The sequence below is a fragment of the Streptomyces sp. NPDC025793 genome (assembly GCF_055558375.1).
Genome location: NZ_JBVHMR010000002.1, coordinates 706822 through 732992, shown reverse-complemented (window position 1 = coordinate 732992; position 26171 = coordinate 706822). Strand labels below are relative to the sequence as shown.

Sequence of the window (26171 nt, the reverse complement as noted above, 5' to 3'; positions counted from 1 at the left end):
CCTAGACCCGGAAACATGCGCGTTTCGGACATAGGGCACTCGGGCAATGACGATCACAGATGCAGAAGCATCCGGCTGTTGCCCAAGGTGTTCGGTTTCACTCGTTCGAGACCGAGGAACTCGGCGACGCCCTCGTCATAGGAACGCAACAGCTCCGCGTAGACATCCGCGTCGACGGGCGTCTCACCGATCTCCACGAAGCCGTGCTTCCCGAAGAAGTCCACTTCGAAGGTGAGGCAGAAAACGCGGCGAACGCCGAGCCGGCGTGCGGTCTCGACCAGCTTCTCCAGCAACTGATGGCCGACGCCGGCGCCCTTGAGGCCCGGCTTCACCGCGAGAGTGCGGACTTCCGCGAGGTCCTCCCACATGACGTGCAGCGCACCGCAACCGACCACCTCGGCGTTGTCGTCGCGTTCCGCGACCCAGAACTCCTGGATGTCCTCGTAAAGCGTGACGGTGGCTTTGTCGAGCAGGATGCGGTCACGCACGTAGGCGTCGAGGAGGTGGCGTACGGCCGGGACATCGCTGGTCCGCGCCCGGCGGACGGTGATGTCTTTTGCGGAGACTTCGGGGCGCTCGGCTGACATGAGCGGACGCTATCGCCCGGCGGCGTCCTCTGCCGAGCCGGGGTTCTCCTCTTGGCGAGGTTCGGCCGGTTCCTGTCGCGGAGCTTGCTGTTGCGCGGCTTCCTGTTGCCGGGGTTCGGGAGCTTCGGGGGCTGCGGAAGCTTCCGGGGTTTCCGGTCCTTGGACGATGCGTACCGCGTCGCGGAGGGAGTGCCGCTGTTCCTCGCTCATCATCCCGAAGAAGGCGACGAGAGCGGCGGCCGGGTTGTCGCTCTGCGACCACGCGTCGTTCATCAGGGCGGCGGCGTAGGCGGCCCGTGTCGAGACGGCCTCATATCGATAGGCCCGTCCTTCGGCCTCCCGGCGCACCCAGCCCTTCTGATGGAGATTGTCCAAAACGGTCATCACGGTGGTGTACGCGATCGAGCGTTCCTGCTGGAGGTCTTCCAGGACTTCTCGAACCGTCACCGGGCGGTTCCACTTCCACACCCGCGTCATGACCGCGTCTTCGAGTTCTCCCAATGGGCGAGGCACAGCTCAGAACAATAGTGGTAGATCCTGACAATGGCGTGCCGGACGTGCACTAACCCTGCGAACGCGAACAAAAAGGGCGTACGACTCGGATCCGCACCCCACGGGATGCGGGAGTCGTACGCCCGGGGTGGATCAGGCGTCGCCGCCGGCGGAGGCCTGCCGCGCACTCTCCGCGCGCGCGAGGGCGGCGTCGACGGCCGCGTCCTCCTTGGCCTTGGCGGCCCCGCCCTGGGTCTTCACGATCACCCTGACCAAACCGATGAAGAACACGGCCATCACGACCGGAGGCACGAGCGCGGAGACGTAGTCCATGCCTGACAGGGTAGCCAGGCGGGAACGGGCGAAAGGTGCGGGGTGCGCGAACCACCCGGCTGGCCTCCCGACCTGCGCGGACACCCCGACGGGCGGGCGGGTACGGGCGGGCGGGTCAGCCCGCGGCGAGCTGACGGGACCCGTTGTCCTCCGCCGGCGGCATCGGCTTGCGGCGCGGGAAGACCTCGCCCGGCGTCGGGATGGGGCGCTTCGGGGGCGCCGGCTGCGGGGCGGGGCGCTCCGCGGGGGCCGGCCCCGGCTTCTGAGCGGGCTTCTCCGCCGGTTTCGCCGGCTCCCCGGCCTCCTGGACCCCGGACTCGCCCGCGCCGCCGGGAAGGGCCGTCAGGCGCGTCCGTGCGGGCGGTACGGCGGGAGCGGGCACCGTCCGGGCGCCCTGTGCGAACCGGGCTCGTACGTCCTGCTCGGCCAGCGCCTGGCAACGGTCCAGCAGCGCGGCCGCCGCGGGATTGCCGCGCAGCGCCCGCAGCGCGGCCAGGTCGTCCGGCGTCGGCCGGTGCCCGGCGCCCAGCGCCTCCTCCAGGAGGGTGAGGTAACCGGCGGCGGTACCCGGCAGCGCGGCCCGGTACCGGCCGAGGTCGGCCACCAGGAACGCGCGCAGTCTCGCCCCCTCGCACATCGCCTCGTCGAGCGACTCGGCGAGCCGGAAACAGTCCTGGACGTCCCCGGCAGAGGCTTGGCCGGGGTGAAGGGCGAGGGCGAGGGCGCGACGGAGCACACGCAGCTCCTCCACGCCGAACGCCATGCCGCCGCGGGATCCGTATGGCGTGGGCATGCGGCGACGCTACCGCTAATCGGACAAAAGTGACGGACCGTAATGCTGTGTCGCCGCGTGTCGCTCCGTGTTTCCCTCGCCCGGGGCCACGAACACGCACCCGCGCGCCATATCCGGGCGACGTCCGCGCGCGTGGAATGCGAGAACCGGCGCCACCCGGTCGAAAGACCGGCGCCTCCCGAAGAGGGCGCCGGCCGTCTCATATGCGCGACACGTTCCGCTCGTACACCAGGCGCAGCCCGATCAGCGTCAGCCACGGCTGGTGCTCGTCGATCGCCGAGGACTCCCCCAGCACCATCGGCGCGAGCCCGCCCGTGGCGATCACCCGCACGTCGTCCGGGTCCTCGGCCAGCTCCCGGGCCATCCGCTCGACCACCCCGTCGACCTGCCCCGCGAAGCCGTACACGATGCCCGCCTGCATGGCCTCGACGGTGTTCTTGCCGATCACGCTGCGCGGCCGGGCCACCTCGATCTTCCGCAGCTGCGCGCCTTTGACGCCGAGCGCCTCCACGGAGATCTCGATGCCGGGTGCGATGACACCGCCGACGTACTCCCCGCGCGCGGAGACCGCGTCGAACGTGGTCGCCGTGCCGAAGTCGACGACGATCGCCGGGCCGCCGTACAGCTCCACGGCCGCGACCGCGTTGATGATCCGGTCCGCGCCGACCTCCTTGGGGTTGTCGGTGAGGATCGGCACGCCCGTCTTCACGCCCGGTTCCACCAGCACCGCGGGCACGTCGCCGTAGTACCTGCGGGTGACCTCGCGCAGCTCGTGCTGCACCGACGGGACGGTCGCGCAGATGGCGATGCCGTCGATGCCGTCGCCCAGCTCCTCACCGAGCAGCGGGTGCATGCCCATCAGGCCCTGGAGCAGCACCGCCAGCTCGTCCGCCGTGCGGCGCGCGTCCGTGGAGATGCGCCAGTGCTCGACGATGTCCTCGCCGTCGAACAGGCCGAGGACGGTGTGCGTGTTGCCGACGTCGATCGTGAGCAGCATGGCCGTTACTCCGCCTCGCGCAGGTCCAGGCCGATGTCGAGGATCGGCGAGGAGTGGGTGAGCGCGCCGACCGCCAGGAAGTCCACACCGGTGTCGGCGTACGCGCGCGCGGTGCCGAGCGTCAGCCGCCCGGAGGCCTCCAGCAGGGCCCGGCCGCCGACGATGCCGACGGCCTCCGCGCACTCGCCGGGCGTGAAGTTGTCCAGGAGGATCAGGTCGGCGCCCGCCTCGACCACCTCGCGCAGCTGGTGCAACGTGTCGACCTCGACCTCGATCGGCACGTCCGGGAAGGCCTCCCGTACGGCCTTGAAGGCCTGTGCGACGCCGCCGGCGGCGACCACGTGGTTGTCCTTCACCAGGGCCGCGTCGGACAGCGACATGCGATGGTTGACGCCCCCGCCGCAGCGGACCGCGAACTTCTCCAGCGCACGCAGGCCGGGGGTGGTCTTGCGGGTGTCGCGGACCTTGGTCTTGGTGCCCTCCAGCGCGTCCGCCCACGCGCGCGTGGCGGTCGCGATGCCGGACAGGCGGCACAGGATGTTCAACGCGCTGCGCTCGGCGGTGAGCAGGTCTCGCGTGCGCGAGGTGACCGACAGCAGCTTCTGCCCGGCCTCGACCCGGTCGCCGTCGTCGACGTGCCGCTCGACCTCGAACTCGTCGGTGCAGACCACGGACAGCACCGCCTCGGCGACCCGGAGGCCCGCCACGACGCCCGCCTCGCGCGCGGTGAAGTCGCCGGTGGCGGTGGACTCCTCGGGGATGGTCGCGACGGTCGTCACGTCCACGCCGCCGTCCAGGTCCTCCTGGATGGCGACGTTGGCGACGTCCTCGACCTCGATGGGGTCGAGCCCGGCGGCGGCCAGCAGCTCGGCGAGCGCGGGGTCGAGCCCGCACTCCAGGTATTCGTGGTCGCCCTCGGCGCCGCAGGCGCAGTCGTCGCCGCAGCCGCCGGCGGAGGCGAGGGGAAGGTCGTCGGTGCTCACGTCTGTCACTGCTCCTGGGGCGCTGGGTTCGCGGGTGTTACCGGGTAGGGGGGAAGTCTGCGGTGTCGGTGGTGCCTACGGCCAGGGATCGGTCCGGGCTCAGCCGTACGACGATGTGGCGCCGCCAGTTGGTGTCGTCGCGCTCGGCGCGGTCCTCGCGCCAGTGGCAGCCGCGGGTCTCCTCGCGCAACCGGGCGGCGGCGACCAGGGCGCGGGCGACGCACAGGAGGTTGGTGGCCTCCCAGGTGTCGACACCGGGCTCGGCGGTCTTGCCGTGCTCCTGGAGCGCGTCGCGGGCCTGCGTGTGCAGCCCCTGGAGCTGTTCGGCGGCCCGGGCGAGGGACTCCCCCGAGCGCAGCACGCCCGCGCCCTCGGTCATGATCCGCTGGATGACGAAGCGGGTCTCGGGGGCGAGCAGCGGGTGGGCGGGCGTCTCGGGGTACGGGACCGGTGCGGGCACGCGCGCGTGGAGGCCGTTCTCCGCCCGCGCGGCGGCGATGTCGGCGGCGATGCCCTCGGCGTAGACGAGGCCTTCGAGCAGGGAGTTGGACGCGAGCCGGTTCGCGCCGTGCACGCCGGTGCAGGCGACCTCGCCGCACGCGTACAGGCCCGGCACCGTCGTCCGGCCCCGCGCGTCGGTGCGCACACCCCCGGAGGCGTAGTGCGCGGCCGGGGCGATCGGGATGGGCTCGGTGAGCGGGTCGATCCCGTTGGCGCGGCAGGCGGCCAGGATGGTCGGGAAGCGGTGCTCCCACATGTCGGCACCGAAGTGCCGGGCGTCGAGGTACATGTGCTCGGCGCCCTGCTCCAGCATCCGCCGCAGGATGCCCTTGGCGACGATGTCCCGGGGCGCCAGCTCGGCCAGTTCGTGCTGGCCCACCATGAAGCGCACGCCGTCGCCGTCGACCAGGTGGGCGCCCTCGCCGCGCACGGCCTCCGAGACGAGCGGCTGCTGCCCCTCCGCGTCCGCGCCGAGGAACAGCACGGTCGGGTGGAACTGCACGAACTCCAGGTCGGAGACCTCGGCGCCCGCGCGCAGCGCCAGCGCCACGCCGTCGCCGGTGGACACGGACGGGTTGGTGGTCGCGGAGAACACCTGGCCCATGCCGCCGGTCGCGAGGACCACCGCGGGGGCGTGCACGGCGCCCACGCCGTCGTGCTGTCCCTCGCCCATCACGTGCAGCGTGACACCGGCCGTACGGCCCTCGGCGTCGGTCAGCAGGTCCAGCACCAGGGCGTTCTCGATCGTGCGCAGCCCCCGCGCGCGTACCGCCTCCACCAGGGCCCGGGAGACCTCGGCGCCGGTCGCGTCGCCGCCCGCGTGCGCGATACGGCGCCGGTGGTGGCCGCCCTCGCGCGTGAGGGCCAGTCCGCCCTCGGAGGACTCGTCGAAGTGGGCTCCGGTGTCGATCAGCCGGCGTACGGCGCCGGGGCCCTCGGTGACGAGGATCCGGACGGCGTCCTCGTCACACAGGCCCGCGCCGGCCACCAGGGTGTCGTCGAGGTGCTGCTCGGGTGTGTCGCCCTCGCCGAGGGCGGCGGCGATGCCGCCCTGCGCCCAGCGCGTGGAGCCGTCGTCCAGGCGGGCCTTGGTGACGACGACCGTCGTGAGCCCGGCGGCCTCGCAGCGCAGGGCCGCGGTCAGCCCGGCCACGCCGGATCCGACGACGACCACGTCCGCGGAGATGCTCCACCCGGGGGCGGGCGCGTGCAGACGTATGCCCGTGCTGGTGGCCGGGTTGGTGCCTGTGCTGGTCACGAGGCGGCTCCGAAGGTTCCGAAGGTGAGGGGGAGGTTGTCGATCAGCCGGGTCGTGCCGACCCGGGCGGCGACGGCGAGGACGGCCTCGCCGGTGAAGTCGTCGCCGATCTCGGTGAAGTCGGCGGGGTCGACCAGGGCGAGGTAGTCCAGCCGGAGCGGCGGGACGAAGCGCGCGGCCTCGTCCAGGACCTGGCGGGCCGCCGCGCGGACCGCGGCCGGACCGCCGGGCACGGCGGTGGCGACGGCGTGCGCGTCGGCCGCCGCGCGGGACTCCCCTATGGCGCTGAGCGCCTCGGCACGCGCGTGCGTGGAGGGCACTTCGCGGGCACGCGCGCGCAGCGCCTCCTGCGCGGCGTGCCGGTCGCGGCCGGCGAACAGCGCGCGGGACAGCGCGAGCGCGGTAGCGCGCTCGTCGGGCGAGAGGTAGCGGTTACGGCTGGACAGGGCGAGCCCGTCCGCCTCGCGCACCGTGGGTACGGCGACGACCTCGACGCCGAAGTTCAGGTCCCGCACCATGCGCCGGATCAGGGCCAGCTGCTGGGCGTCCTTCTGCCCGAACAGGGCCGCGTCGGGGCGGGTGAGGTGCAGCAGCTTGGCGACGACGGTGAGCATGCCGTCGAAGTGGCCCGGCCGCGAGGCACCCTCCAGACGCTCGCCCATCGGGCCGGCGGTGATGCGTACCTGGGGGTTGCCGCCGGGGTAGACCTCGTCCACGGAGGGCGCGAACACCGCGTCCGCGCCCGCCTGTTCGGCGATCTTCAGGTCGGCGTCGAGGGTGCGCGGGTAGCGGTCGAGGTCCTCGCCCGCGCCGAACTGGAGAGGGTTGACGAAGACGGTGACGACGACCTCGCCGTCGCGGCCCGCCAGCTCCCGCGCGCTGCGGATCAGGGTCGCGTGGCCCTCGTGCAGGGCGCCCATCGTCATCACGACGGCACGTCGGCCGCGGCGCACGCGTGCGTGCAGCTCTTCGGCGGTGCTCAGCAGGACGGTGGTCATCAGGCGTTCCCCTTGGTGCCGTTGGTGCCGATGGATCCGTCGGCCAGCACACCGAGCAGATCCTCGGCGAGTTCCGGCTTCAGCAGGCCGTGGGCGAGGGCCCGGTCCGCGGTGGCGCGGGCCATCGCGAGGTAGCCCGCGACGGTCTGCGGGGCGTGCTTGCGCAACTCGGTGACGTGCGCCGCGACCGTGCCGGCGTCCCCGCGCGCGACAGGCCCGGTGAGCGCCAGGTCGCCGGAGCGCAGCGCGTTGTCCAGGGCGGCGCCGAGCAGCGGGCCGAGCATCCGGTCGGGCGCCGTCACACCGGCCGTGCGCAGCAGCTCCATGGACTGAGCGACGAGGGTGACCAGGTGGTTGGCGCCGAGGGCGAGGGCCGCGTGGTAGAGCGGGCGGTTCTCCTCGCTGATCCACTCGGGCTCGCCGCCCATCTCGATGACCAGAGCCTCCGCGGCCAGCCGCAGCTCCTCGGGCGCGGTGACGCCGAAGGAGCAGCCGGCGAGGCGCTGGACGTCCACCGGGGTGCCGGTGAACGTCATCGCCGGGTGCAGCGCCAGCGGCAGCGCGCCCGCGTGCAGGGCGGGGTCGAGGACCCCGGCGCCGTAGCGGCCGGAGGTGTGCACGAGCAGCTGGCCCGGCCGTACGGAACCGGTCTCGGCGAGGCCGGCGACCAGGCCGGGCAGGGCGTCGTCGGGGACGGTCAGCAGCACCAGGTCGGCGCGCTGGAGGACCTCGGCGGGCGGCACCAGCGGCACGCCCGGGAGCATGGTCTCGGCGCGCCTGCGGGAGGCGTCGGAGACTCCGGAGACGGCCACCGGTCGGTGCCCGGCGAGCTTGAGGCAGGCGGCCAGCGCGGGGCCCACGCGGCCGGCGCCGACGACGCCGACGGTGAGCCGCGCGGGGCGGTCCTTGAGGTCTGGCTGGTGGACTGTACTCACGCGACGGCGGCCTTCCCGTTCCAGTCCGCTCTGGGTACCGGACGATGTACCGGACGATTTCTCGTCATGTTAACGCTATCCGGTCCGGCAGCGGCCGGTCGTCCACAGGCTGTGGGTTTCGCCACGCCGCCGCGAGGGCTTCGCGGCGCGCAAATCCCGGTACCGGGCGGGTGCGGGGCACGGCATGATCGCCGCTATGACCGATACGGCTGAGCAGGATCAGAGGCGGGCACGGTACGAGCGGCGGGTGGCCGCGTCCAAACAGGCGCGGCGCGTGCTGTGGCGCGCCCCGTTCGAGGGCACGATCCGGGAGCGCCTGGACTGGCTGGCCCGGACGGCACCCGAGGTCCACGACCTCGACGAGCGGGTCGACATGTACGGCGACCGGATCGTGGGCACCCTGGAGGACAGGATCGCCGCGCTGCTCGGCACGGAGGCCGCCGCGTTCTTCCCGACCGGCACGATGGCCCAGCAGGTGGCCCTGCGCTGCTGGGCCGCCCGCACCGGAGACCCCACCGTCGCCCTGCACGGCCTCGCCCATCCCGAGGTGCATGAACGGAACGCGTTCAGCCAGGTCAGCGGCTTGCGCCCGGTGCGGGTGACCAGCGAGCCCCGGCTGCCCACGGCCGCCGAGATACGCGACTTCGACGAGCCCTTCGGCGCGCTGATGCTGGAACTGCCCCTCAGGGACGCCGGTTACGTCCTGCCCGCCTGGGAGGAGCTGACCGAGATCGTCGAGGCCGCGCGGGAGCGCGATGCGGTGGTGCACTTCGACGGCGCGCGCCTGTGGGAGTGCACGGAGCACTTCGGGCGCCCCCTGGAGGAGATCGCCGCGCTCGCCGACACCGTCTACCTCTCGTTCTACAAGTCCCTCGGCGGCTTCGGCGGGGCCGCCCTGGCCGGCCCGAAAACGCTGATCGAGGAGGCGAAGGCCTGGCGGCACCGGTACGGCGGCATGATCTTCCAGCAGTTCCCGACCGTGCTGTCGGCCCTCGCCGGACTCGACACGGAACTGCCCCGGCTGCCCGGCTACGTGCGGCACGCGCGCGTGGTGGCCGCGGCGCTGCGCGAGGGGTTCGCCGAGGCCGGCGTGCCGGGGGCCCGCGTGCACCCCGCGGTGCCGCACACCCACGAGTTCCGGGTCTGGCTGCCGTACGCCCCCGACGTGCCGGCCGAGGCGGCGGTGCGGCAGGCGGAGGAGACCTCGGTCCTGCTGTTCGCGCGAGCCTGGGACCACGGCGGGCCGGACCTGGCGTTCACCGAGGTCACGGTCGGCGCGCAGGGCCTGGAGTGGACGGCGGACGACGTGCGGGCGGCCGTAGCCGAGTTCGTGACGCGCCTGCCCGCGCCGTGATCAGCGCCCGCGGGACTGTGATGACAGGGCGCGCGGGCCCAGCCGGCGGCGCAGGGCGTATCGCACGCGCCCGCGTGCCGGGCGCTCGGCGACGACCGCGCTGAAGCGCCGGTACGCGCGCAGTTCGCGCACGGTCTGAAGGTCGTGGCGGCCCGGCGCGGGCGGCTCGGGCTCGCCGAGCGTGCGCGCCCGGTGGATGTCGAGGAGGTACTGCTGGGTGACGCTCATGGCGGATCGCCTCTACAGGATGTTCGGGACGTGGCTGTTCTGTGGGTGATCGGGCTCCGCGGCTGCCCCGGTGCCTTCAGCCTGGTCGAGCCCGGTGCGGATGTCCCGTGGATTGACGACCGCCGTCAATCCACGGGGGCACTGTCAGTGGGCCGGTGCACGATGGGTGCATGAGCGTGACGATCGACATCACCGGACTGCCGCCCGAGCGGGTCCGGGTCGTGCCCTCCCCGCTGGCGGAGCTGGGGATGGCGCTGCACGCGCTCAGCGAGCCCGGCCACCACCCCGATCTCCAGGGCTGGGCGACCGCCGTCTCGTCCCGGCTGGACCCCCGCCTCGCCGACCGGCTCTGCGAGGCCGACTTCCTGTGGCGTACGACGTTCTCGGACGTCTTCGCCCCCTTCGGCGGCATCCCCGGCCGGCGCACGGTGCCCGGCGCCACCCTCGCCGAGGACCTGGACCTCCTGGACAAGCTGACGGACCAGCAGTTCGTCGACGCCGCCCTGGAGTTCACCTGTCGGCTGCGCTACGACGTCCAGGAGCCGGCCCTGCTGGACGACCCGGAGCTGCGCCGCCGCGCCCTGGAGCTGGCCGCCGCGCGCGGGGCCGTACAGGAGCAGTTCACGCGCCGGCTGCTGGAGGACCCGCCGCTCGTCCGGGCGTGGTTCCGACAGCTGATGCTCGACTGCGACGAGGCCTTCTTCGCCGACACCTGGGCCCGCATCCAGCCCCAGCTCGCCGCCGACGCCCGGCACCGGACCGAACTGCTGCGCCACAGGGGCCTCGGCGAAGCCGTCACGTCGCTGTCCGAGGCCGTCTCGCTGGACGAGGAGGCCGGGCTGATCACGGTCGACAAGCTCTCGGTGGGCCGCACCGCCACGGGCGAGGGCGGCCTGGTCCTGGTGCCGACCAGCCTCGGCTGGCCGCACGTCATGGTGCTGCACCGCTTCGGCTGGCAGCCGTCGATCACCTACCCCGCGAGCGGCACGCGTCCGCAGGCCCCGTCCGTCGAACAGCTCACGCGCCGCCTGGAGGCGCTGGCCCACCCGGTGCGGATGCGGCTGTGCCGGCATCTCGCGCGCGCCCCGCACACCACGGGCGAACTGGCCGACGCGCACGGCATGTCGGCCCCCGAGATATCCCGGCACCTCGCGGTGCTGAAGAGGGCGGGCCTGATCACGGACTGCCGCCGCGGCCGGTACGTTCAGCACCAGCTGGACCTGTCCGCGGTGGCCCGGCTGGGCAGCGACTTCATCGAGGGCGTCCTGCGCTGACGCCTCCCCGCGGGGGCCGACAGTCCACCCCACCGGAGCCCCGTGTCACCCCACGGCGGGCACCGGTCCCGCCCGGTCGGTGCCCGCAGACCCGTCGAGGCCGGCACACCGGCGCCGGCCGACCGTGCGACGCCCCCGCCCCCGTCGGGCGCCCGCACGCCTCCGGTTGAGCTCGGGTCAGCCGTGCCCGCCCGCGCGGACCAGCCCGGTCTCGTACGCCAGCACGACCACCTGCACCCGGTCGCGCAAGCCGAGCTTGGTCAGGATGCGGCCCACGTGGGTCTTGACCGTGGCCTCGCTGAGCACCAGCCGGGCCGCGATCTCCCCGTTGGACAAGCCCTGCGCGACGAGCACCATCACCTCCCGCTCCCGGTCGGTGAGCCGCTCCAGCTCCTTGTGCCGCGGCTCCTTGCCGCCGGAGGGCAGCATCGGCGCGAAGCGGTCCAGCAGCCGCCGGGTGGTGGAGGGCGCCACGACCGCGTCACCGCTGTGCACGGACCGGATGGCGGCCAGCAGCTCACCGGGCGGCACGTCCTTGAGCATGAACCCGGAGGCGCCCGCCTTCAGTCCGGAGAACGCGTACTCGTCCAGGTCGAACGTGGTCAGGATCAGCACCTTCGGCGCGTCCGGCTCCGCGCAGATCCGCCGGGTGGTCTCCACACCGTCCAGCTTCGGCATGCGGACGTCCATCAGGACGACGTCGACCGGGGTGGTGCGCAGTACCTGGAGGGCCTCGACGCCGTCGCCCGCCTCCGCGACGACCTCCATGTCCGGCTGGGCGGCGAGCACCATCCGGAACCCGGTGCGCAGCAGCACCTGGTCGTCGACGAGCATCACGCGGATCGTCATCGGGCCTCTTTTCAGAAATCGGCTTTCAGGGGGCGGCTTACGGGTGTCAGTCGGGAGCGCGCGAAGACATCAGTGCGCCGGTTTGAGCGGGAGCAGGACGCTGATGCGGAATCCTCCGCCCGGGCGCGGGCCCGCGTCCAGCGTGCCGCCGACCATGCCGACGCGCTCGCGCATGCCGATCAGCCCGTGCCCCTGGCCGTCGGCGCCGCCCTCCTCGTACAGCTCGTGCGGGGCGCCCTTGCCGTCGTCCTCGACCAGCAGGCCGAGGCCGTCGTCGAAGTACACCAGCCGCACGCTCGCGCCCGCGTTGGGCCCGCCGTGCTTGCGGGTGTTGGTCAGCGCCTCCTGCACGATCCGGTACGCGGTCAGCTCCACGCCGCTCGGCAGCGGACGCGGGGTGCCCTCGACCTTGAAGTCGACCGGCAGCCCGGAGGTGCGGCACTGCTCGACGAGGTCGTCGATCTGGTCGACATCGGGCTGCGGGACGTACTCCCCGCCCTCCTGGTGCTCACCGGTGCGCAGCACGCCCAGCAGGCGGCGCATCTCGGCGAGGGCCTGCCGGCCCGTGGAGGAGATCGTCTCCAGGGCCTTCCTGGCCTGGTCGGGGGCGGCGTCGAGGACGTAGGCGGCGCCGTCGGCCTGCACCACCATCACCGACACGTTGTGTGCGACGACGTCGTGCAGCTCGCGCGCGATCCGGGCGCGCTCGGCGGCGACCGCGACCTTCGCCTGGGCCTCGCGCTCCTTCTCCAGGCGGGCGGCGCGCTCCTCCAGCTGGGCGAAGTAGGCGCGCCGCGTGCGCATGGAGTCACCGAGCACCCAGGCGAGCGCGAAGGGCACCGTCTGGAAGACCGCGACGGCGATGTGCCCGACGAAGCCGGAGTGCGCGGTCGGCCAGCGCATCTGCGCGACGGTCGCCGCGACGAGGCTGACGCAGAGCGCGACCCGCGAGGCCCAGCGCGCGCCGGTCGCCGCGACCGTGAACGTGATCACCAGCATCGCGAAGTCGGCGACGGTCGTCTCGACGTCCAGGACCAGCTGGGCCAGTCCGGTCGCGCACGCGACCAGCAGCATCGCCTCCGGGAAACGGCGGCGCAGTGCGACGACCGTGCACAGGACGACGGACACGGCCAGGCCCGCGGCGATCGACCCGTGGTGCCCTCCCGATCTGTGCAGATTGACCACGCTCACGCCGGACAGCCCGAACAGGACGACGGCCCAGAAGGTGTCGACCCAGGTCGGGTGGCGGCGGAGGAAGTCGTAGAGGCTCTGCACGTAACCCAGAGTAGGGAAACGGGATGCGTGCAGGGGTCAACCGGAGGGCCGATCCACACCCGGTGCGCGTACTCCGCAAGGTGGAGGAAGTGATCATCTGTGCGCCTAGTCTGTTCCGGTGACGGATGAAACGGCGCGGGAAGCGGAATGGGCTTCCGGCGGCCACGGTGACGGCGGTGGCGGCCGACCGGACGAGCACGGCGGGCGCGGCTGGCGCGGCTGGCGCGGCTGGCGTGTGGCGGCCGAGGCGGCGCTGTACGGGCCCGGCGGCTTCTACCGGCGCCCGGAGGGACCGGCCGGCCACTTCCGCACGTCCGTGCACGCCTCCCCGCTGTTCGCGCGGGCCGTGGCCCGGCTGCTGTGCCGGGTGGACGAGGTCCTGGGGCGGCCCGACGCGCTGGACTTCGTCGACATGGGAGCGGGCCGGGGCGAGCTGGTCGCCGGCGTGCTCGCCGCCCTGCCGGCCGACGTGGCCGCACGCGCGCGTGGATACGCCGTGGAACGCGCCGACCGCCCGCCCGGCCTGGACCCGCGCATCACCTGGCTGCCCGAGCCCCCGGCGGCGGTCACCGGGCTGCTGTTCGCCAACGAGTGGCTGGACAACGTGCCCGCCGACGTCGCCGAGGTCGACTCCGCGGGGGTGCCCCGGCTGGTGCTCGTCGCCGAGGACGGCACCGAGCGGCTCGGGGAGCCCGTGACGGGCGCGGACGCGGACTGGCTCGCCCGCTGGTGGCCGCTGCCCGCCGAGGAGGGGCTGCGCGCGGAGATCGGGCTGCCCCGGGACCTGGCGTGGGCGTCGGCGGTCGGCCGGCTGGTGCGGGGACTCGCCGTGGCGGTGGACTACGCGCACACCCTCGACACGCGCCCCCCGTTCGGGACGCTCACCGGCTTCCGGGAGGGACGCGAGACGGCGCCCGTGCCGGACGGATCGTGCGACATCACCGCGCACGTGGCACTGGACGCGTGCGCGGCGGCCGGCGCCCCGGATTCCGGGAGTACGGGGCAGTCACCCCAGGGCAAACCGCGCACATCCCCCGATTCGCCGCCTACGTCTCCCGCGCGCACGTCTCCCGATTGGTCGCGCATGCCCTCCAGCGAGGCGCGCACGCCCCCCGAGAGGGCGCATACATCCCAGAAGACCGCCAGCGCGCCCCTGAACACCCCTCCCGCGCCCTCCGCGCCCCAGAACACGGCGCGCACACCCCATGACGCGGCGCGGGAGCCCCACGACTCGGCGCGCACACTGTCGCCCGCGCGCCTGCTCACGCAGCGCGCCGCCCTGCACGCCCTGGACATCACCGGCGCGCGCCCCCCGCTCGCGCTGGCCTCCACAGACCCCGCCGCCTACGTACGCGCCCTCGCGAGCGCTGGAGAGGCCGGCGAACTCACCGCGCCGGGCGGCCTCGGCGACTTCGGCTGGCTGGTCCAGCCGGTCGGCGTCCCGGACCCGCTGGAGGCGAAGCCCCCGGCCGCCCGCTAGCCGCCCGGCCTACTTGTCGATGTCGCCGACCACGAAGAACATCGACCCCAGGATCGCCACCATGTCCGCCACCAGCGTCCCCGGCAGCAGTTCGGTCAGCACCTGGATGTTGTTGAACGACGCCGAGCGCAGCTTGAGCCGGTACGGCGTCTTCTCGCCCTTGCTGACCAGGTAGTAGCCGTTGATGCCGAGCGGGTTCTCGGTCCACGCGTACGTGTGTCCCTCGGGCGCCTTCAGGACCTTCGGCAGCCGCTGGTTGATCGGGCCCGGCGGCAGCCCGGCGAGCCGGTCCAGGCAGGCGTCGGCGAGGTCGAGCGCGTTGTGGGTCTGCTCCAGAAGCACCTCGAAGCGGGCGAGGCAGTCCCCCTCGCTCCGGGTCGCGACCTTCAGGGTGTCCTGGAGGTCGCCGTACGCCAGGTACGGCTCGTCGCGGCGCAGGTCGAAGTCGACGCCCGAGGCTCGCGCGATGGGTCCGCTGACGCCGTAGGCGTGCACCGCTTCCGGCGTCAGCGCGCCGACCCCGCGCGTGCGCCCCCGGAAGATCTCGTTGCCGAGCACCAGGTCGTCGAAGACGTCCATGCGCGAGCGCACGGCGGCGACGGCGGCACGCGCGCGTGCGCTCCAGCCGGCCGGCAGGTCCTCCTTGAGGCCGCCGACGCGGTTGAACATGTAGTGCATGCGCCCGCCGGAGACCTCCTCCATCACGTTCTGGAGCACCTCGCGCTCGCGGAACGCGTAGAACACCGGGGTGATGCCGCCCAGCTCCAGCGGATAGGAGCCGAGGAACATCAGGTGGTTGAGCACCCGGTTCAGCTCGGCGAGCAGCGTGCGCGTCCACACCGCCCGCTCGGGCACCTCCATGCCGAGCATCCGCTCCACGGCGATGACCACGCCCAGCTCGTTCGAGAACGCCGACAGCCAGTCGTGGCGGTTGGCGAGCACGATGATCTGCCGGTAGTCGCGCGCCTCGAAGAGCTTCTCGGCGCCGCGGTGCATGTACCCGATCACGGGCTCCGCGCGCACGATGCGCTCCCCGTCCAGCACCAGCTTGAGCCGCAGCACACCGTGCGTGGACGGGTGCTGGGGCCCGATGTTGAGCACCATGTCCGTGCTCTCCGCGGCGCCGCCGATCCCGACGGTGGTCTGGGTCGTAGGAGTCATGGCCCCAGTTTCCCCTACGTACGCTGGCCCCATGGAAACGGGGAGCCCGCACGAGGCGGGGACAGCGGGGACAGCGGGGATACCAGGGATGCCCGGGGACGAGCCGGTGTGGCGGGGACTGCCGCCCGGCCTGCTGCGGATGCGCCGGCTGCTGCTCGCGGTGTGGACGGCGCTGCTCGCGCTCGCCGCGGGTCTGCTGCCGGGCCTGTTCGCGGGTCCCGCGTGGGCGGCGTTCGCGCTGCTGCCCGTCGCGGGCGCCGCGTGGTGCTGGCGGCTGCTGGGGCGCAACTGGCGCTCGTGGCGGTATGCCGAGCGCGCGGACGACCTGCTGATCAGCCGCGGCGTGCTGTGGCGCGAGCAGACGGTGGTGCCGTACGGGCGGATGCAGCTGGTGGAGGTCACCTCCGGGCCGGTGGAGCGCCGTTTCGGGCTGGCCACCGTGCAGCTGCACACGGCGGCCGCCGCGACCGACGCGACCATCCCCGGCCTGGACCCGGCCGAGGCGGAACGGCTGCGGGACCGGCTCACCGAGCTGGGCGAGGCACGATCGGCGGGCCTGTGAGCAGCCAGGACCACGCCGACGGCACGGACGCCGAGGAGCGCGTACCCGTGACCGAGCGCCGGCTGCACCCGGTCACGCCCTTCCGGCGGGCGTGGGCGCCGGTCGCCGTACTCGTCGGCTGGGCGGCGCACGACCCGAACAGCGCGCAGGAGCAGCTGGCGCGGCTGACCGACACCATGCTCCTGCTGGGCCTCGCGGTCCTGGTGCCGGTGGCCGGTCTGTACGGCTTCCTGTCCTGGTGGTTCACGCACTTCGCGGTCACCGGCTCCGAACTGCGCATCCGCACCGGCCTGTTGTTCCGGCGCACCGCGCACATCCGGCTGGAGCGCATCCAGGCCGTGGACGTCTCGCGTCCCCTCCTCGCGCGCGTGGCGGGCGTCGCGAAGCTGCGGATCGACGTCGTGGGCGCCGACAAGAAGGACGAGCTGGCCTTCCTCGGCGAGCAGGAGGCGCGCGCCCTGCGCGCGGAACTGCTCGCGCGCGCGGCGGGTTTCGCACCCGAGACGGCGCATGAAGTCGGGGAGGCACCGGCGCACGAGTTGCTGCACGTGCCCCCGCGCGCGCTCGCGCTCTCCCTGGTGCTGACGGCCGCCACCTGGGGCTCGCTGTGCGCCGCGCTCCTCGTGCCGACCGTGCTGTGGCTCACCACCCACAGCCTGTGGACCGTCCTCGGCACCGCCCTGCCGCTGCTCGGCGGGGCCGGCGCGCACAGCGCGGGACGGTTCGCCGCCGAGTTCGACTGGAAGGTGGCCGAGTCCCCGGACGGGCTGCGCATCGACCACGGGCTGCTCGACCGCACGCACGAGACGGTGCCGCCCGGCCGGGTGCAGACCGTGCGGATCGTGGAGCCCCTGCTGTGGCGGCGGCTCGGCTGGGTGCGGGTGGAGCTGGACGTGGCCGGGTCCGCCAACTCGGTGCTGATACCGGTCGCCCCGCGCGCGGTCGCCGAGTCCGTCATCGCGCGCGTGCTGCCGGGCGTGACGGTGCCTCGGGAACTGTCCCGCGCACCGGGGCGGGCCCGGTGGTGCGTACCGGTGTGGTGGCGCGGCCGTCGCCTCGCGGTCACCGGCACGGTGTTCGCCACCCGGCACGGCCTGCTGCGCCGCAGCCTCTCGCTGGTCCCGCACGCCAAGGTGCAGAGCGTACGGCTCACCCAGGGGCCCTGGCAGCGCGTGTGGCGGCTCGCCGACGTCCACGTGGACACCGGGGCCGGAAAGACCGTCACCGCCGGGCAGCGGGACGCCGAGGAGGCCGTACGGCTCCTGCGCGAGCAGGCCGAGCGGTCCCGCACCGGACGCCGGGACGCCCGCCCGGACCGCTGGATGACCGCCGGGTGAGCGCTGGGGAGCGCAGGAACGACGTACGGCCCGGCTCCCCTCGGGGAAGCCGGGCCGTGTGCCTCGCGGGACTGCGGAGCACGCGTCAGGAAGCCGCGCTGCGCAGCCCCTGGACGTCGATCTGCTCGGTCTCGTCGTGCGCGGTCAGGTCGATGACCTGACCCGCGCCGTCCGCCTGCGCGTCGGCGGGCTTGAACGCGGCCTCGGCCTCGGCCTTGTGCACGGCGATGGCCTCCTGTCCGACGACGTCGGCGAGGTCCTCGTTCTGCACGGAGTCCAGCGCGGTCTCGGGCGCGGCCTTCTGGGTGCCGAAGAAGTCGAAACCACCCTCGACCACCGGTCGCCGAGCGGGTGCGGCAGGTACGACGGCCACCGCGGTCGGCACCGTGAAGTGCCCGGCGGGCGGCTGCCCCATCGGCCGTACCGGTTCAAGAGCCGCGCTCGGCGCGGCGGCCTCGCTCGCGGCGGCACCGGCGGCGTCGGTCACGTCGCCGGTCACAGCGTTCGCGGCGTCCTCGTCGGCCCCGGCTCCGGCTTCGGCTTCGGCTTCGACGGACTCGGCGCCTTCTCCTTTGGCGACGGAGTCGGTCTCGGTCTCGGAATCGGCACCATCGGAATCGGTGTCGTCGGAGAGCTCGGCCTCAGGAACCGCGTCCTCGGCCGCCTCGGGCTCGGCCTCCTCCTCGTCGAGCGCCACAGCCTCGGACTCGAACCCGGACTCGCCGACGGCCTCGGCCTCGGCCTCGGCCTCGGCCGGAGCCTCCCGCTCGAACCCGGCCAGAGCCGTCAGGGCACGCTTGTACAGCCAGGCGCCCTCGGACGAGAACACCGCGTTCGCCGACGAGGCCTCGTGGTCGTCCTCCTGCGTGACCTCGGCCGCAACCGGCTCCGGCTCCTGCCGGGGCTCGGCGCTGCGCGCGGGCGGCAGGGCGAGTGAGGACGAGGGCTCGGCGGCCTCGATCTCCAGCAGCCGGCGGCCCTCCAGGGCGCTCGCGCGCTCGGTCTCCGCCGTGGCGTACCGGCGCAGCAGGGCCGCGTGCTCGTTGCGCAGGCCGGCCAGCTCGGCACGCTTGGCGCGCAGCCGCTGCTCCAGTTTGGCGCGCAGCTCGCGGGATTCCTCAAGGTCGGTCTCCAGTTCGGCGACCCGTTCCTCGTTGCGCCATTCGTCGCTGGCACGCGCGCGCGTGAGTTCGGCGACCTGCTTGCCCGCCTGCGCGTCCCAGCGGCGCATCACGATCGCGCCGACGACGGCGGTCGCCGCGGCGGCCGCGGCCAGTGCGCGCAACACCGTGGCCCCGGAGAACACCCAGGGACCCAGCGCGCAGACGACGGAGACACCGGCGATCGCCGAGGGAGGCAACAGCCGGTGCAGAGGTGGGGAATGGCGGTGGCGTCCACGTGGCATGGCCAGAAACTTACCGCGCGTAGGCGAATCGCGGGCCCCCGCCCCGTAAAAACACAGCCACACTGTGCGCTTCACGGGGCATCAGGGCAACGATTTCAGTTGGCGGTCAGCTTCGTGCTGAGCCACTGGAGGGTCGGCGGGATCTCCCGCTTCCAGGTGTTGAAGTTGTGCCCGCCGCTCGGAAGGATGATCGAGGAAATCCTGGTCACGTTCGTGCCCTGCACGGCCTGGATGAATTTCATCGTGTCCTTGTAGTTGTGCTCACCGACCTTGCTGCTGGTCACGAGGAGCGAGGTCTCGGGCGCGGTCAGATGCTTGATCGCCCAGAACAGGTTGGCCCGGTTCTGCAGGTCCTTGTTGCCGTGGAAGAGATCGCCGGTGGTGGGGTCGATCGGAGCCTTGTAGTACGGCGAGAGACCCGCGGCGGCCGCGTAGGAGCCCGGGTGGTGCATGGCGATCTTCAGCGCGCAGTAGCCGCCGGTCGAGTCACCGACGATGCCCCAGCTGGCAGGCGTCTTGTCGACGCGGTACTGCTCCATCACCGAGTTGCGCAGGTCCTTGGCGAAGAAGGTCTCGACCTGCGGGCCGCCCGGAACGTCCACGCACTCGGTGTCCCGCGGCGGCGCCACGGTCGGCCGCAGCATGACCAGGATCATCGGCTGCATCTTGCCGCTCTTGGCCAGCTGCTGCGCCGTGCTCGGGTAGTCCAGCTTGTTCACCAGCGCCTCGGCGGTGCCCGGGTAGCCCGTGAGGACCACGGAGACGGGGAACTTGCGCGCGTGGTTCTGCGGCTGGAAGTACTCCGGGGGCAGGTACACGTAGGCCGGGGTGGCGAGGTGGGTCGTACGGCCGACGATGTCGACCTTCTGGACCTGCCCGGTCAGCTGCGGCATCCCGCCGCCCACGCCCGCGACGTGGGACGTGGAGACCACCTTGATCGAACCGGTCTTGCCGCCGCCCGCTATGTGGTCGACGACCACACCCTGGGCGTTCTCCTGGCCGAACAGGTCCGACCAGCTGGCGTAGAACCCGAAGGCCTGGTTGGCAGCGAGCCCGACGGAGGCGAAGATCGCGAGCTGGGTGGTCAACAGCAGACCGATGCGCCCGCCGACGGACTGCCAGCTCTGCCGTGCCAGTCGCGGCCACAGCCACACCGTGCCGGCGAACAGCACGGCTGCGAACACGATCGCCAGCAACAGCACTTTATTGCTCGTGAGTCCCATGGGCTGCTTCCTGCCTGCGCTCTCCGCCCGGTACCCACGCCTTATTGCGAGGGCTTGCCCGGGGCTTTCCTTGGCCTTTGACCCGACTTTCCGATGAGGAGTGAACCTCTCCCCCCGAGACACCGTCCTAGAGGGCGCAATGTCGCCGGATGCCCTGATCGGGCCCGGGTTCAAGGTCTCTCGCAGAACTACGGGATGCGATGTCTGTCAGGATAGATGGGGAATTGTCGGGCGAGGTTCCGGGTGGTAAGAGCCGGGCGCGGCGCATACTTCGCGGCCCGCGTCCCGAGGTCGTTCCCACTCTGGTCAGCAGGGCGGCCGCACTCGTGGGCGTCCTGGACATTGCCGCGGGTGTCTTCCCGCGCTTCCGCCACAGTCGCATGCACGCGATCGCCGAGGTGCTGCCGGGCTCGTTCGGGCCCTTCGCGGCGGCGCTCTCGCTGAGCGCCGGCGTGCTGCTCCTCCTGCTCGCGCACGGGCTCAAGCGGCGCAAGCGCCGGGCATGGCGGGCCGCGGTCGCGCTGCTGCCGGCGGGTGCCGTGGCGCAGTTCGCGTACCGCCACTCGCTCGTCGGCATGCTGATCGCGGTCGCACTGCTCCTGCCGCTGCTGCGGCACCGGAACGAGTTCGCGGCCCTGCCGGACCCGCGCAGCAGGTGGCGTGCTCTTACCAACTTCGTACTTATGAGTGCGGGTTCCCTCGTGCTCGGCCTCGTGATCGTGAGCGTCCACCCGCACCGGACGATCGGCAACCCGAGCCTGGCCGACCGGCTCACCCACGTCGTCTACGGCCTGTTCGGCTTCGAGGGCCCCGTCGACTACGCGGGCAACGCCTCCTGGACCGTCGCCTTCTCCCTCGGCGCGCTCGGCTGGATCACCGCGGTCACCACGATCTACCTGGCCTTCCGCCCCGAGCACCCGGCCGCGCGGCTCACCGAGGAGGACGAGGCGCAGCTGCGCGCGCTGCTGGCCAAGCACGGGCACCGGGACTCGCTCGGCCACTTCGCGCTGCGCCGGGACAAGGCGGTCGTCTTCTCGCCCAGCGGCAAGGCGGCGGTCACCTACCGCGTCGTCTCCGGCGTGATGCTCGCCAGCGGCGACCCCATCGGCGACGTCGAGGCCTGGCCCGGCGCCATCGAGCGCTTCATGGACGAGGCCAAGGCCCACTCGTGGACCCCGGCCGTCATGGGCTGCTCGGAGACGGGCGGCGAGGTGTGGACCCGCGAGACCGGCCTGGACGCCCTCGAACTGGGCGACGAGGCGGTGGTGGACGTCGCGGATTTCTCGCTCGCCGGACGCGCGATGCGCAACGTCCGACAAATGGTCAAGCGCATCGAGCGGGCCGGCTACGAAACCCGGGTACGGCGCATCCGTGACCTCAGCGACGGCGAGCTGGAGCGCGTCCGGCGCGCCGCCGACGACTGGCGCGGCACGGACACCGAGCGCGGCTTCTCCATGGCGCTCGGCCGCGTCGGCGACCCGGCCGACGGGGACTGCCTGATCGCCACCGCCCACAAGCAGGACGACGAGCCCGGCGAGTACGGCGACCTGAAGGCGATCCTGCACTTCGTGCCGTGGGGCAAGGACGGCGTCTCGCTGGACCTGATGCGCCGCGACCGCAGCGCGGACCCGGGCATGAACGAGCTCCTGATCGTCGCCGCCCTCCAGGCCGCGCCGAAGTTCGACATCACCCGGATCTCGCTGAACTTCGCGATGTTCCGCTCCGCCCTCGCGCGCGGCGAGAAGATCGGCGCCGGTCCGGTGCTGCGTGCCTGGCGCGGGCTGCTGGTGTTCCTCTCGCGCTGGTTCCAGATCGAGTCGCTGTACAAGTTCAACGCCAAGTTCCGGCCGCGTTGGGAGCCGCGCTTCGTGGTCTACCGCAACTCCGCCGACCTGCCCCGCATCGGCTTCGCGGCCATGCAGGCGGAGGGCTTCGTCCACATCGCCCTGCCGCTCCCGCGCTTCCTGCGCCGGCGCAGGGCGGTCGCCGAGCGCCCCTGCGCGCACACCATGGCGGAACACGACGTGCGCGCGGCCTGAACGGCGCGCACGGCACGGCGCCGCGCGGGATGACCGAGGACCGGCCCGGACGGCAGTCCCACCTCCTCCAGCAGGGGCTTCCGCCCGGGCCGCCGCGCGTTCACGGCCCGCTCCTGGGCCTACGCTGAACGTATGAACAATCTCAGCGGACGCGGCCGGGTGACGGGCCTTCCGGCATGGGACCGGTGCGCGGTCATGGGCGTCGTCAACGTGACCCCCGATTCCTTCTCCGACGGCGGCCGCTGGTTCGACACGACACGCGCCGTCAAACACGGTCTGGACCTCGTCGCCGAGGGCGCGGACCTGGTCGACGTCGGCGGCGAGTCCACCCGGCCCGGCGCCACGCGCGTGGACGAGGCCGAGGAGCTGCGGCGCGTCATCCCCGTCGTGCGCGGCCTCGCCTCCGAGGGCGTCGTCGTCTCCGTCGACACCATGCGCGCTTCCGTGGCCGAGCAGTCCCTCGCGGCCGGTGCAGCCCTGGTCAACGACGTCAGCGGCGGCCTCGCCGACCCCGCGATGATCCCGGTGGTCGCCGCTGCGGGCGCCCCGTTCGTCGTGATGCACTGGCGCGGCTTCCTGGCGGGCGGCAACGTCCAGGGCGTCTACGAGGACGTCGTCGCCGAGGTCGTGGACGAGCTGCACGCGCGCGTGGAGGCCGTTCTGGCGGGCGGTGTCGCCCCGGACCGCATCGTCGTCGACCCCGGCCTCGGCTTCTCCAAGGAGGCCGGGCACGACCTCACCCTCCTCGCCCACCTCGACCGTCTGCGCGTCCTCGGCCACCCCCTGCTCGTGGCCGCCTCCCGCAAGCGGTTCCTCGGCCGGGTGCTGGCCGGCCCGGAGGGGGCGCCCCCGCCGGCCAGGGAGCGCGACGCCGCCACGGCCGCCGTCTCGGCGCTCGCGGCGCACTCCGGCGCCTGGGCGGTGCGTGTGCACGAGGTACGCGCCACCGCGGACGCGGTTCGGGTCGCACGGGCCGTGGAAGGGGCGCGTGAAACGGGTCACACGCCGGACGCCGGCGGCGAGCACGAGGTGGAAGGAGAGCGGTGAGCGCCCCTCACATCGACGTCGAACAGGTGGAGGCCGCCAACACCGCCTTCTACGAGGCGATGGAACGCGGCGACTTCGAGGAGCTGTCCTCGCTCTGGCTCAGCCCCGCCGACCTGGGCGTGGACGAGGAGTACCACGACCCGGCGGACACCGGGGTGATCTCCTGCGTGCACCCCGGCTGGCCCGTGCTGACCGGCCGCGGCGAGGTCCTCAGGTCGTACGCCCTGATCATGGCCAACACCGACTACATCCAGTTCTTCCTCACCGACGTGCACGTGTCCGTCACCGGCGACACGGCGCTCGTGACCTGCACCGAGAACATCCTCAGCGGCGGCCCGGCACCCGCGGACGGCGGGGAGCTGGGGCCGCTGGTCGGTCAGCTCGTCGTCGCCACGAACGTGTTCCGGCGCACCCCCGCCGGCTGGAAGATCTGGTCGCATCACGCCTCCCCCGTGATGGCGGAGAGCGAGGACGCCGAGGACGCCGAGGCCGTCGAGGACATGGACGCCACGGACGACACGCCCGGAACAAACGGCACGAATCCGGACGACGGCCTCCTCGGCTGAACAGCCGGCGGTTCCCCGGCTGCGAAGAAGTGGTTGGAATCACCTACCCCGGGGTATGAGCGGCTATCAGCCCATGGCGTGGCCGGGTTTCCCGGGGGAAACACGAGATGAACGCTCATGGCCCGCGGCGGCCCCGTGGCCCCGCGCCCCGGCTGTGTCAGCACCCGCAGGTAGATTCGTCAGAGGCCGGTGTGCCGCCCGCACGCGGTACGGACCGGTCCTTCCCGACGATTGCAGGAGTGATTCGCGTGGATCGTGTCGCGCTGCGCGGCCTCAAGGCCCGCGGGCACCACGGTGTGTTCCCCAAGGAGCGCGAAGAGGGCCAGACCTTCATCGTGGACCTCGTCCTCGGGCTGGACACCCGGCCGGCCGCGGCGGACGACGACCTGACGAAGACCGTGCACTACGGCGTCGTGGCCGAGGAAGTCGTGGCCGAGGTCGAGGGCGAGCCGGTGAACCTCATCGAGACGCTCGCCGAGCGGATCGCGCGCACCTGTCTGAAGCACGAAGGGGTCCTGGAGGTGGAGGTGTGCGTCCACAAGCCGGACGCGCCGATCACCGTCCCCTTCGACGACGTGACCGTCACCATCACCAGGAGCCGAGTATGACCCGACCGTACCTCCAGGGTCACAGCGACCCGACCGTCCAGCCGGTGCCCGCCTCGGTCGTCGAGCAGGTCGACGCCGCCGACACGACCTTGCAGAACCCCAAATGGGCCGTCATCTCCATCGGCGCCAACCTCGGCAACCGCCTGGAGACCCTCCAGGGCGCCGTCGACGCGCTGGAGGACACCCCGGGAGTGCGCGTCAAAGCCGTCTCGCCGGTGTACGAGACCGAGCCGTGGGGCGTGGCACCCGGCACCCAGCCGTCGTACTTCAACGCGATCGTGGTCCTGAAGACCACCCTGCCCCCCGAGTCCCTGCTGGAGCGCGCGCACGCCGTCGAGGAGGCCTTCAAGCGGGTCCGGGACGAACACTGGGGCCCGCGCACCCTGGACGTCGACATCGTCGCCTACGCCGACGTCACCTCCGACGACCCGCGGCTCACCCTCCCCCACCCGCGCGCCCACGAGCGCGCCTTCGTGCTCGCCCCCTGGCACGACGTGGACCCGCAGGCCAAGCTCCCCGGCCGGGGTCCGGTGGCCGATCTGCTGGCGGCCGTCACCCGCGACGGCGTGACGCCCCGCGCGGACCTGGAACTCCGACTGCCCGAGTAGTCGTTAAGGTCAGGACGGCAAGGTCGGAACGACCACGGTCCGGGCCGGTCCGGGGGAGCTGAAGGGACACCGTGAAAGAGCTGCGCATCAGGGTGCTGGCCGGCGTGTTCGTCGTGGCCGGAGTCCTGTCGTGGGCGGGCGCCCGCCTCTGGAACGCGATCGGGACCCTGCCGAGCGTCCCCCTGGCCGCGCCCGTCGTGCTCGCCCTGATCGCCGTGGTCCTGGCCGCGACGGCGCTCTCGCTGCGCGCCCGGTTCAAGGCCCAGCGCGAGCGCCGGCCCGGCGCCAAGGGCGTCGACCCGCTGATGGCCGCCCGCGCGGTCGTCTTCGGCCAGGCCAGCGCCCTGGTCGCGGCCCTCGTCGCCGGCATGTACGGCGGCACGGGCGTGTTCCTGCTGGAGCTGCTGGACCTGCCCACCCGCCGCGACCAGGCCATCTACGCCGGCTTCTCGGTGCTGGCCGGCATCGCGGTGATAGTGGCGGCCCTGTTCCTGGAGCGCGTGTGCAAGCTCCCGGACGACGAGGACCAGAACCACCCGGGGGCGGAACCGGCGGCGTGACCGCCCGGCCGCACCCCGCCGGGTCCGGCGCGCGGTTCAGCGCGCCATGATCAGGCTCATCGCCTCGTTCCGGGTGGCGACGTCCCGCAGCTGACCGCGGACGGCCGACGTTATGGTCTTCGCCCCCGGCTTGCGGATGCCGCGCATGGACATGCACATGTGCTCGCACTCCACGACCACGATCACGCCCCGGGGCTCCAGGATCTCCATCAGGGAGTCCGCGATCTGCGTAGTGAGACGTTCCTGCACCTGCGGGCGGCGTGCGTAGACGTCCACGAGCCGGGCCAGCTTGGACAGGCCCGTGATCTTCCCGGACGTCGACGGGATGTACCCGACGTGCGCGATGCCCCGGAACGGCACCAGGTGATGCTCGCAGGTCGAGTAGACCTCGATGTCCTTCACGAGGACCATCTCGTCGTGACCGATGTCGAACGTCGTCGTCAGGACGTCCTCCGGCTGCTGCCACAGGCCCGCGAAGATCTCCCTGTACGCCCGGGCCACCCGCGCCGGCGTCTCCCGCAGCCCCTCGCGGTCCGGGTCCTCACCGACCGCGATCAGCAGCTCCCGTACGGCGTTCTCGGCGCGCTTCTCGTCGAACTCGCCGATGCGTCCCTCACCGTCCAGCGTCACCGGGTCGGTCATCTGGTGCCTCGTTCCTGTCGTCCACATGCGTGCATAAGGAAAATGCCGCGCCCCCCAGGCTAAAACCCTGGGGGGC

The 26171-nt window shown here is 72.7% G+C and carries 27 protein-coding genes; 11 read left to right on the top strand and 16 right to left on the bottom strand.

Annotation, left to right across the window (positions count from 1 at the left end; genetic code table 11):
- Positions 1-53: 53 nt before the first annotated feature.
- The 9 genes from ACZ4MF_RS07255 to ACZ4MF_RS07215 all read right to left on the bottom strand — a co-directional run bounded on the left by ACZ4MF_RS07255 (position 54) and on the right by ACZ4MF_RS07215 (position 7877).
- Complete coding sequence (locus ACZ4MF_RS07255) at positions 54-587, bottom strand: amino-acid N-acetyltransferase (RefSeq protein ID WP_356029173.1); 534 nt, start codon at positions 585-587, stop codon at positions 54-56.
- A gap of 9 nt (positions 588-596) precedes the next feature.
- Positions 597-1064, bottom strand: a complete 468-nt coding sequence (locus ACZ4MF_RS07250; protein WP_467490595.1) for a BlaI/MecI/CopY family transcriptional regulator — start codon at positions 1062-1064, stop codon at positions 597-599.
- Between the two features lie 168 nt (positions 1065-1232).
- Positions 1233-1412 carry a hypothetical protein gene (locus ACZ4MF_RS07245; RefSeq protein WP_071373304.1) on the bottom strand — a complete coding sequence of 60 codons (180 nt, stop codon included), beginning with the start codon at positions 1410-1412 and terminating at the stop codon, positions 1233-1235.
- 115 nt (positions 1413-1527) lie between these two features.
- The gene (locus ACZ4MF_RS07240; protein ID WP_467490694.1) at positions 1528-2175 is read right to left on the bottom strand and encodes a hypothetical protein; all 648 of its coding nucleotides are present in this window, start codon (positions 2173-2175) and stop codon (positions 1528-1530) included.
- Between the two features lie 229 nt (positions 2176-2404).
- Positions 2405-3202 (bottom strand): type III pantothenate kinase, encoded by a 798-nt coding sequence (locus ACZ4MF_RS07235; protein WP_467490593.1) that lies wholly within the window; start codon positions 3200-3202, stop codon positions 2405-2407.
- 5 nt (positions 3203-3207) lie between these two features.
- Positions 3208-4185 carry a carboxylating nicotinate-nucleotide diphosphorylase gene (nadC, locus tag ACZ4MF_RS07230; protein WP_467490591.1) on the bottom strand — a complete coding sequence of 326 codons (978 nt, stop codon included), beginning with the start codon at positions 4183-4185 and terminating at the stop codon, positions 3208-3210.
- Positions 4186-4222: 37 nt separating this feature from the next.
- Positions 4223-5944, bottom strand: a complete 1722-nt coding sequence (locus ACZ4MF_RS07225; protein WP_467490589.1) for an L-aspartate oxidase — start codon at positions 5942-5944, stop codon at positions 4223-4225.
- The gene (gene panC / locus ACZ4MF_RS07220; protein WP_467490587.1) at positions 5941-6942 is read right to left on the bottom strand and encodes a pantoate--beta-alanine ligase; all 1002 of its coding nucleotides are present in this window, start codon (positions 6940-6942) and stop codon (positions 5941-5943) included. Before panC ends, ACZ4MF_RS07225 begins: the two co-directional genes overlap by 4 nt.
- Positions 6942-7877 carry a Rossmann-like and DUF2520 domain-containing protein gene (locus ACZ4MF_RS07215; RefSeq protein WP_467490586.1) on the bottom strand — a complete coding sequence of 312 codons (936 nt, stop codon included), beginning with the start codon at positions 7875-7877 and terminating at the stop codon, positions 6942-6944. The genes panC and ACZ4MF_RS07215 overlap by 1 nt, the downstream gene beginning before the upstream one ends.
- Positions 7878-8073: 196 nt before the next feature.
- Here ACZ4MF_RS07215 and ACZ4MF_RS07210 point away from each other — a divergent pair, with 196 nt between their 5' ends.
- Positions 8074-9231 (top strand): threonine aldolase family protein, encoded by a 1158-nt coding sequence (locus ACZ4MF_RS07210; RefSeq protein ID WP_467490584.1) that lies wholly within the window; start codon positions 8074-8076, stop codon positions 9229-9231.
- Here ACZ4MF_RS07210 and ACZ4MF_RS07205 read toward each other — a convergent pair whose 3' ends face one another.
- A complete protein-coding gene (locus ACZ4MF_RS07205) occupies positions 9232-9459 on the bottom strand; it encodes a hypothetical protein (RefSeq protein ID WP_467490582.1) in 228 nt (75 codons plus the stop codon).
- A gap of 170 nt (positions 9460-9629) precedes the next feature.
- Between ACZ4MF_RS07205 and ACZ4MF_RS07200 the strand changes: the two genes are divergently transcribed.
- Positions 9630-10733 carry a DUF5937 family protein gene (locus ACZ4MF_RS07200; RefSeq protein ID WP_467490580.1) on the top strand — a complete coding sequence of 368 codons (1104 nt, stop codon included), beginning with the start codon at positions 9630-9632 and terminating at the stop codon, positions 10731-10733.
- A gap of 177 nt (positions 10734-10910) precedes the next feature.
- Here the strand turns inward: ACZ4MF_RS07200 and ACZ4MF_RS07195 are convergent, their stop codons facing one another.
- Both ACZ4MF_RS07195 and ACZ4MF_RS07190 read right to left on the bottom strand, forming a co-directional pair.
- Positions 10911-11582 carry a response regulator gene (locus ACZ4MF_RS07195; RefSeq protein WP_467490578.1) on the bottom strand — a complete coding sequence of 224 codons (672 nt, stop codon included), beginning with the start codon at positions 11580-11582 and terminating at the stop codon, positions 10911-10913.
- Between the two features lie 69 nt (positions 11583-11651).
- A complete protein-coding gene (locus ACZ4MF_RS07190) occupies positions 11652-12857 on the bottom strand; it encodes a sensor histidine kinase (protein WP_467490576.1) in 1206 nt (401 codons plus the stop codon).
- Positions 12858-12975: 118 nt separating this feature from the next.
- Between ACZ4MF_RS07190 and ACZ4MF_RS07185 the strand changes: the two genes are divergently transcribed.
- Positions 12976-14337: an SAM-dependent methyltransferase gene (locus ACZ4MF_RS07185; protein ID WP_467490574.1), complete on the top strand. Its 1362-nt coding sequence runs from the start codon at positions 12976-12978 to the stop codon at positions 14335-14337.
- Positions 14338-14346: 9 nt separating this feature from the next.
- Here the strand turns inward: ACZ4MF_RS07185 and ACZ4MF_RS07180 are convergent, their stop codons facing one another.
- Positions 14347-15498 (bottom strand): NADH-quinone oxidoreductase subunit D, encoded by a 1152-nt coding sequence (locus ACZ4MF_RS07180; protein ID WP_467490572.1) that lies wholly within the window; start codon positions 15496-15498, stop codon positions 14347-14349.
- Between the two features lie 31 nt (positions 15499-15529).
- Here ACZ4MF_RS07180 and ACZ4MF_RS07175 point away from each other — a divergent pair, with 31 nt between their 5' ends.
- Together ACZ4MF_RS07175 and ACZ4MF_RS07170 are read left to right on the top strand one after the other, a co-directional pair.
- Positions 15530-16060: a PH domain-containing protein gene (locus ACZ4MF_RS07175; protein WP_467490570.1), complete on the top strand. Its 531-nt coding sequence runs from the start codon at positions 15530-15532 to the stop codon at positions 16058-16060.
- Entirely contained in the window at positions 16057-17397 is a 1341-nt protein-coding gene (locus tag ACZ4MF_RS07170; RefSeq protein ID WP_467490568.1) for a PH domain-containing protein, read from the top strand. The genes ACZ4MF_RS07175 and ACZ4MF_RS07170 overlap by 4 nt, the downstream gene beginning before the upstream one ends.
- Positions 17398-17482: 85 nt before the next feature.
- Here ACZ4MF_RS07170 and ACZ4MF_RS07165 read toward each other — a convergent pair whose 3' ends face one another.
- Positions 17483-18802 (bottom strand): hypothetical protein, encoded by a 1320-nt coding sequence (locus ACZ4MF_RS07165; RefSeq protein ID WP_467490566.1) that lies wholly within the window; start codon positions 18800-18802, stop codon positions 17483-17485.
- 95 nt (positions 18803-18897) lie between these two features.
- Positions 18898-20025 carry an alpha/beta hydrolase gene (locus tag ACZ4MF_RS07160; RefSeq protein WP_467490564.1) on the bottom strand — a complete coding sequence of 376 codons (1128 nt, stop codon included), beginning with the start codon at positions 20023-20025 and terminating at the stop codon, positions 18898-18900.
- Between the two features lie 200 nt (positions 20026-20225).
- On the opposite strand from ACZ4MF_RS07160, the gene ACZ4MF_RS07155 reads away from it, so the two are divergent.
- From ACZ4MF_RS07155 to ACZ4MF_RS07130, 6 genes are all read left to right on the top strand, one after another.
- Positions 20226-22064, top strand: coding sequence for a phosphatidylglycerol lysyltransferase domain-containing protein (locus ACZ4MF_RS07155; RefSeq protein WP_467490562.1), 1839 nt, complete (start codon positions 20226-20228; stop codon positions 22062-22064).
- A 132-nt stretch (positions 22065-22196) separates the two neighbouring features.
- A complete protein-coding gene (gene folP, locus ACZ4MF_RS07150) occupies positions 22197-23111 on the top strand; it encodes a dihydropteroate synthase (protein WP_467490560.1) in 915 nt (304 codons plus the stop codon).
- Positions 23108-23677 carry a nuclear transport factor 2 family protein gene (locus ACZ4MF_RS07145; RefSeq protein WP_467490558.1) on the top strand — a complete coding sequence of 190 codons (570 nt, stop codon included), beginning with the start codon at positions 23108-23110 and terminating at the stop codon, positions 23675-23677. The genes folP and ACZ4MF_RS07145 overlap by 4 nt, the downstream gene beginning before the upstream one ends.
- A gap of 248 nt (positions 23678-23925) precedes the next feature.
- Positions 23926-24285, top strand: coding sequence for a dihydroneopterin aldolase (gene folB / locus ACZ4MF_RS07140; protein ID WP_358655199.1), 360 nt, complete (start codon positions 23926-23928; stop codon positions 24283-24285).
- The gene (gene folK / locus ACZ4MF_RS07135; RefSeq protein ID WP_467490556.1) at positions 24282-24893 is read left to right on the top strand and encodes a 2-amino-4-hydroxy-6-hydroxymethyldihydropteridine diphosphokinase; all 612 of its coding nucleotides are present in this window, start codon (positions 24282-24284) and stop codon (positions 24891-24893) included. The genes folB and folK overlap by 4 nt, the downstream gene beginning before the upstream one ends.
- A gap of 71 nt (positions 24894-24964) precedes the next feature.
- Complete coding sequence (locus ACZ4MF_RS07130; protein ID WP_467490554.1) at positions 24965-25453, top strand: DUF3180 domain-containing protein; 489 nt, start codon at positions 24965-24967, stop codon at positions 25451-25453.
- A 36-nt stretch (positions 25454-25489) separates the two neighbouring features.
- Here ACZ4MF_RS07130 and folE read toward each other — a convergent pair whose 3' ends face one another.
- Positions 25490-26095 (bottom strand): GTP cyclohydrolase I FolE, encoded by a 606-nt coding sequence (gene folE / locus ACZ4MF_RS07125; RefSeq protein ID WP_467490552.1) that lies wholly within the window; start codon positions 26093-26095, stop codon positions 25490-25492.
- Positions 26096-26171 lie beyond the last annotated feature (76 nt).

Bases quoted from the DNA above. Each gene is read 5' to 3' on its own strand.
- ACZ4MF_RS07255 (WP_356029173.1), bottom strand. From the start codon at position 587: ATGTCAGCCGAGCGCCCCGAAGTCTCCGCAAAAGACATCACCGTCCGC.
- ACZ4MF_RS07250 (WP_467490595.1), bottom strand. From the start codon at position 1,064: ATGACGCGGGTGTGGAAGTGGAACCGCCCGGTGACGGTTCGAGAAGTC.
- ACZ4MF_RS07245 (WP_071373304.1), bottom strand. From the start codon at position 1,412: ATGGACTACGTCTCCGCGCTCGTGCCTCCGGTCGTGATGGCCGTGTTC.
- ACZ4MF_RS07240 (WP_467490694.1), bottom strand. From the start codon at position 2,175: ATGGCGTTCGGCGTGGAGGAGCTGCGTGTGCTCCGTCGCGCCCTCGCC.
- ACZ4MF_RS07235 (WP_467490593.1), bottom strand. From the start codon at position 3,202: ATGCTGCTCACGATCGACGTCGGCAACACGCACACCGTCCTCGGCCTG.
- panC (WP_467490587.1), bottom strand. From the start codon at position 6,942: ATGACCACCGTCCTGCTGAGCACCGCCGAAGAGCTGCACGCACGCGTG.
- ACZ4MF_RS07210 (WP_467490584.1), top strand. From the start codon at position 8,074: ATGACCGATACGGCTGAGCAGGATCAGAGGCGGGCACGGTACGAGCGG.
- ACZ4MF_RS07205 (WP_467490582.1), bottom strand. From the start codon at position 9,459: ATGAGCGTCACCCAGCAGTACCTCCTCGACATCCACCGGGCGCGCACG.
- ACZ4MF_RS07200 (WP_467490580.1), top strand. From the start codon at position 9,630: ATGAGCGTGACGATCGACATCACCGGACTGCCGCCCGAGCGGGTCCGG.
- ACZ4MF_RS07195 (WP_467490578.1), bottom strand. From the start codon at position 11,582: ATGACGATCCGCGTGATGCTCGTCGACGACCAGGTGCTGCTGCGCACC.
- ACZ4MF_RS07180 (WP_467490572.1), bottom strand. From the start codon at position 15,498: ATGACTCCTACGACCCAGACCACCGTCGGGATCGGCGGCGCCGCGGAG.
- ACZ4MF_RS07175 (WP_467490570.1), top strand. From the start codon at position 15,530: ATGGAAACGGGGAGCCCGCACGAGGCGGGGACAGCGGGGACAGCGGGG.
- ACZ4MF_RS07165 (WP_467490566.1), bottom strand. From the start codon at position 18,802: ATGCCACGTGGACGCCACCGCCATTCCCCACCTCTGCACCGGCTGTTG.
- ACZ4MF_RS07160 (WP_467490564.1), bottom strand. From the start codon at position 20,025: ATGGGACTCACGAGCAATAAAGTGCTGTTGCTGGCGATCGTGTTCGCA.
- ACZ4MF_RS07155 (WP_467490562.1), top strand. From the start codon at position 20,226: ATGTCTGTCAGGATAGATGGGGAATTGTCGGGCGAGGTTCCGGGTGGT.
- folP (WP_467490560.1), top strand. From the start codon at position 22,197: ATGAACAATCTCAGCGGACGCGGCCGGGTGACGGGCCTTCCGGCATGG.
- folK (WP_467490556.1), top strand. From the start codon at position 24,282: ATGACCCGACCGTACCTCCAGGGTCACAGCGACCCGACCGTCCAGCCG.
- folE (WP_467490552.1), bottom strand. From the start codon at position 26,095: ATGACCGACCCGGTGACGCTGGACGGTGAGGGACGCATCGGCGAGTTC.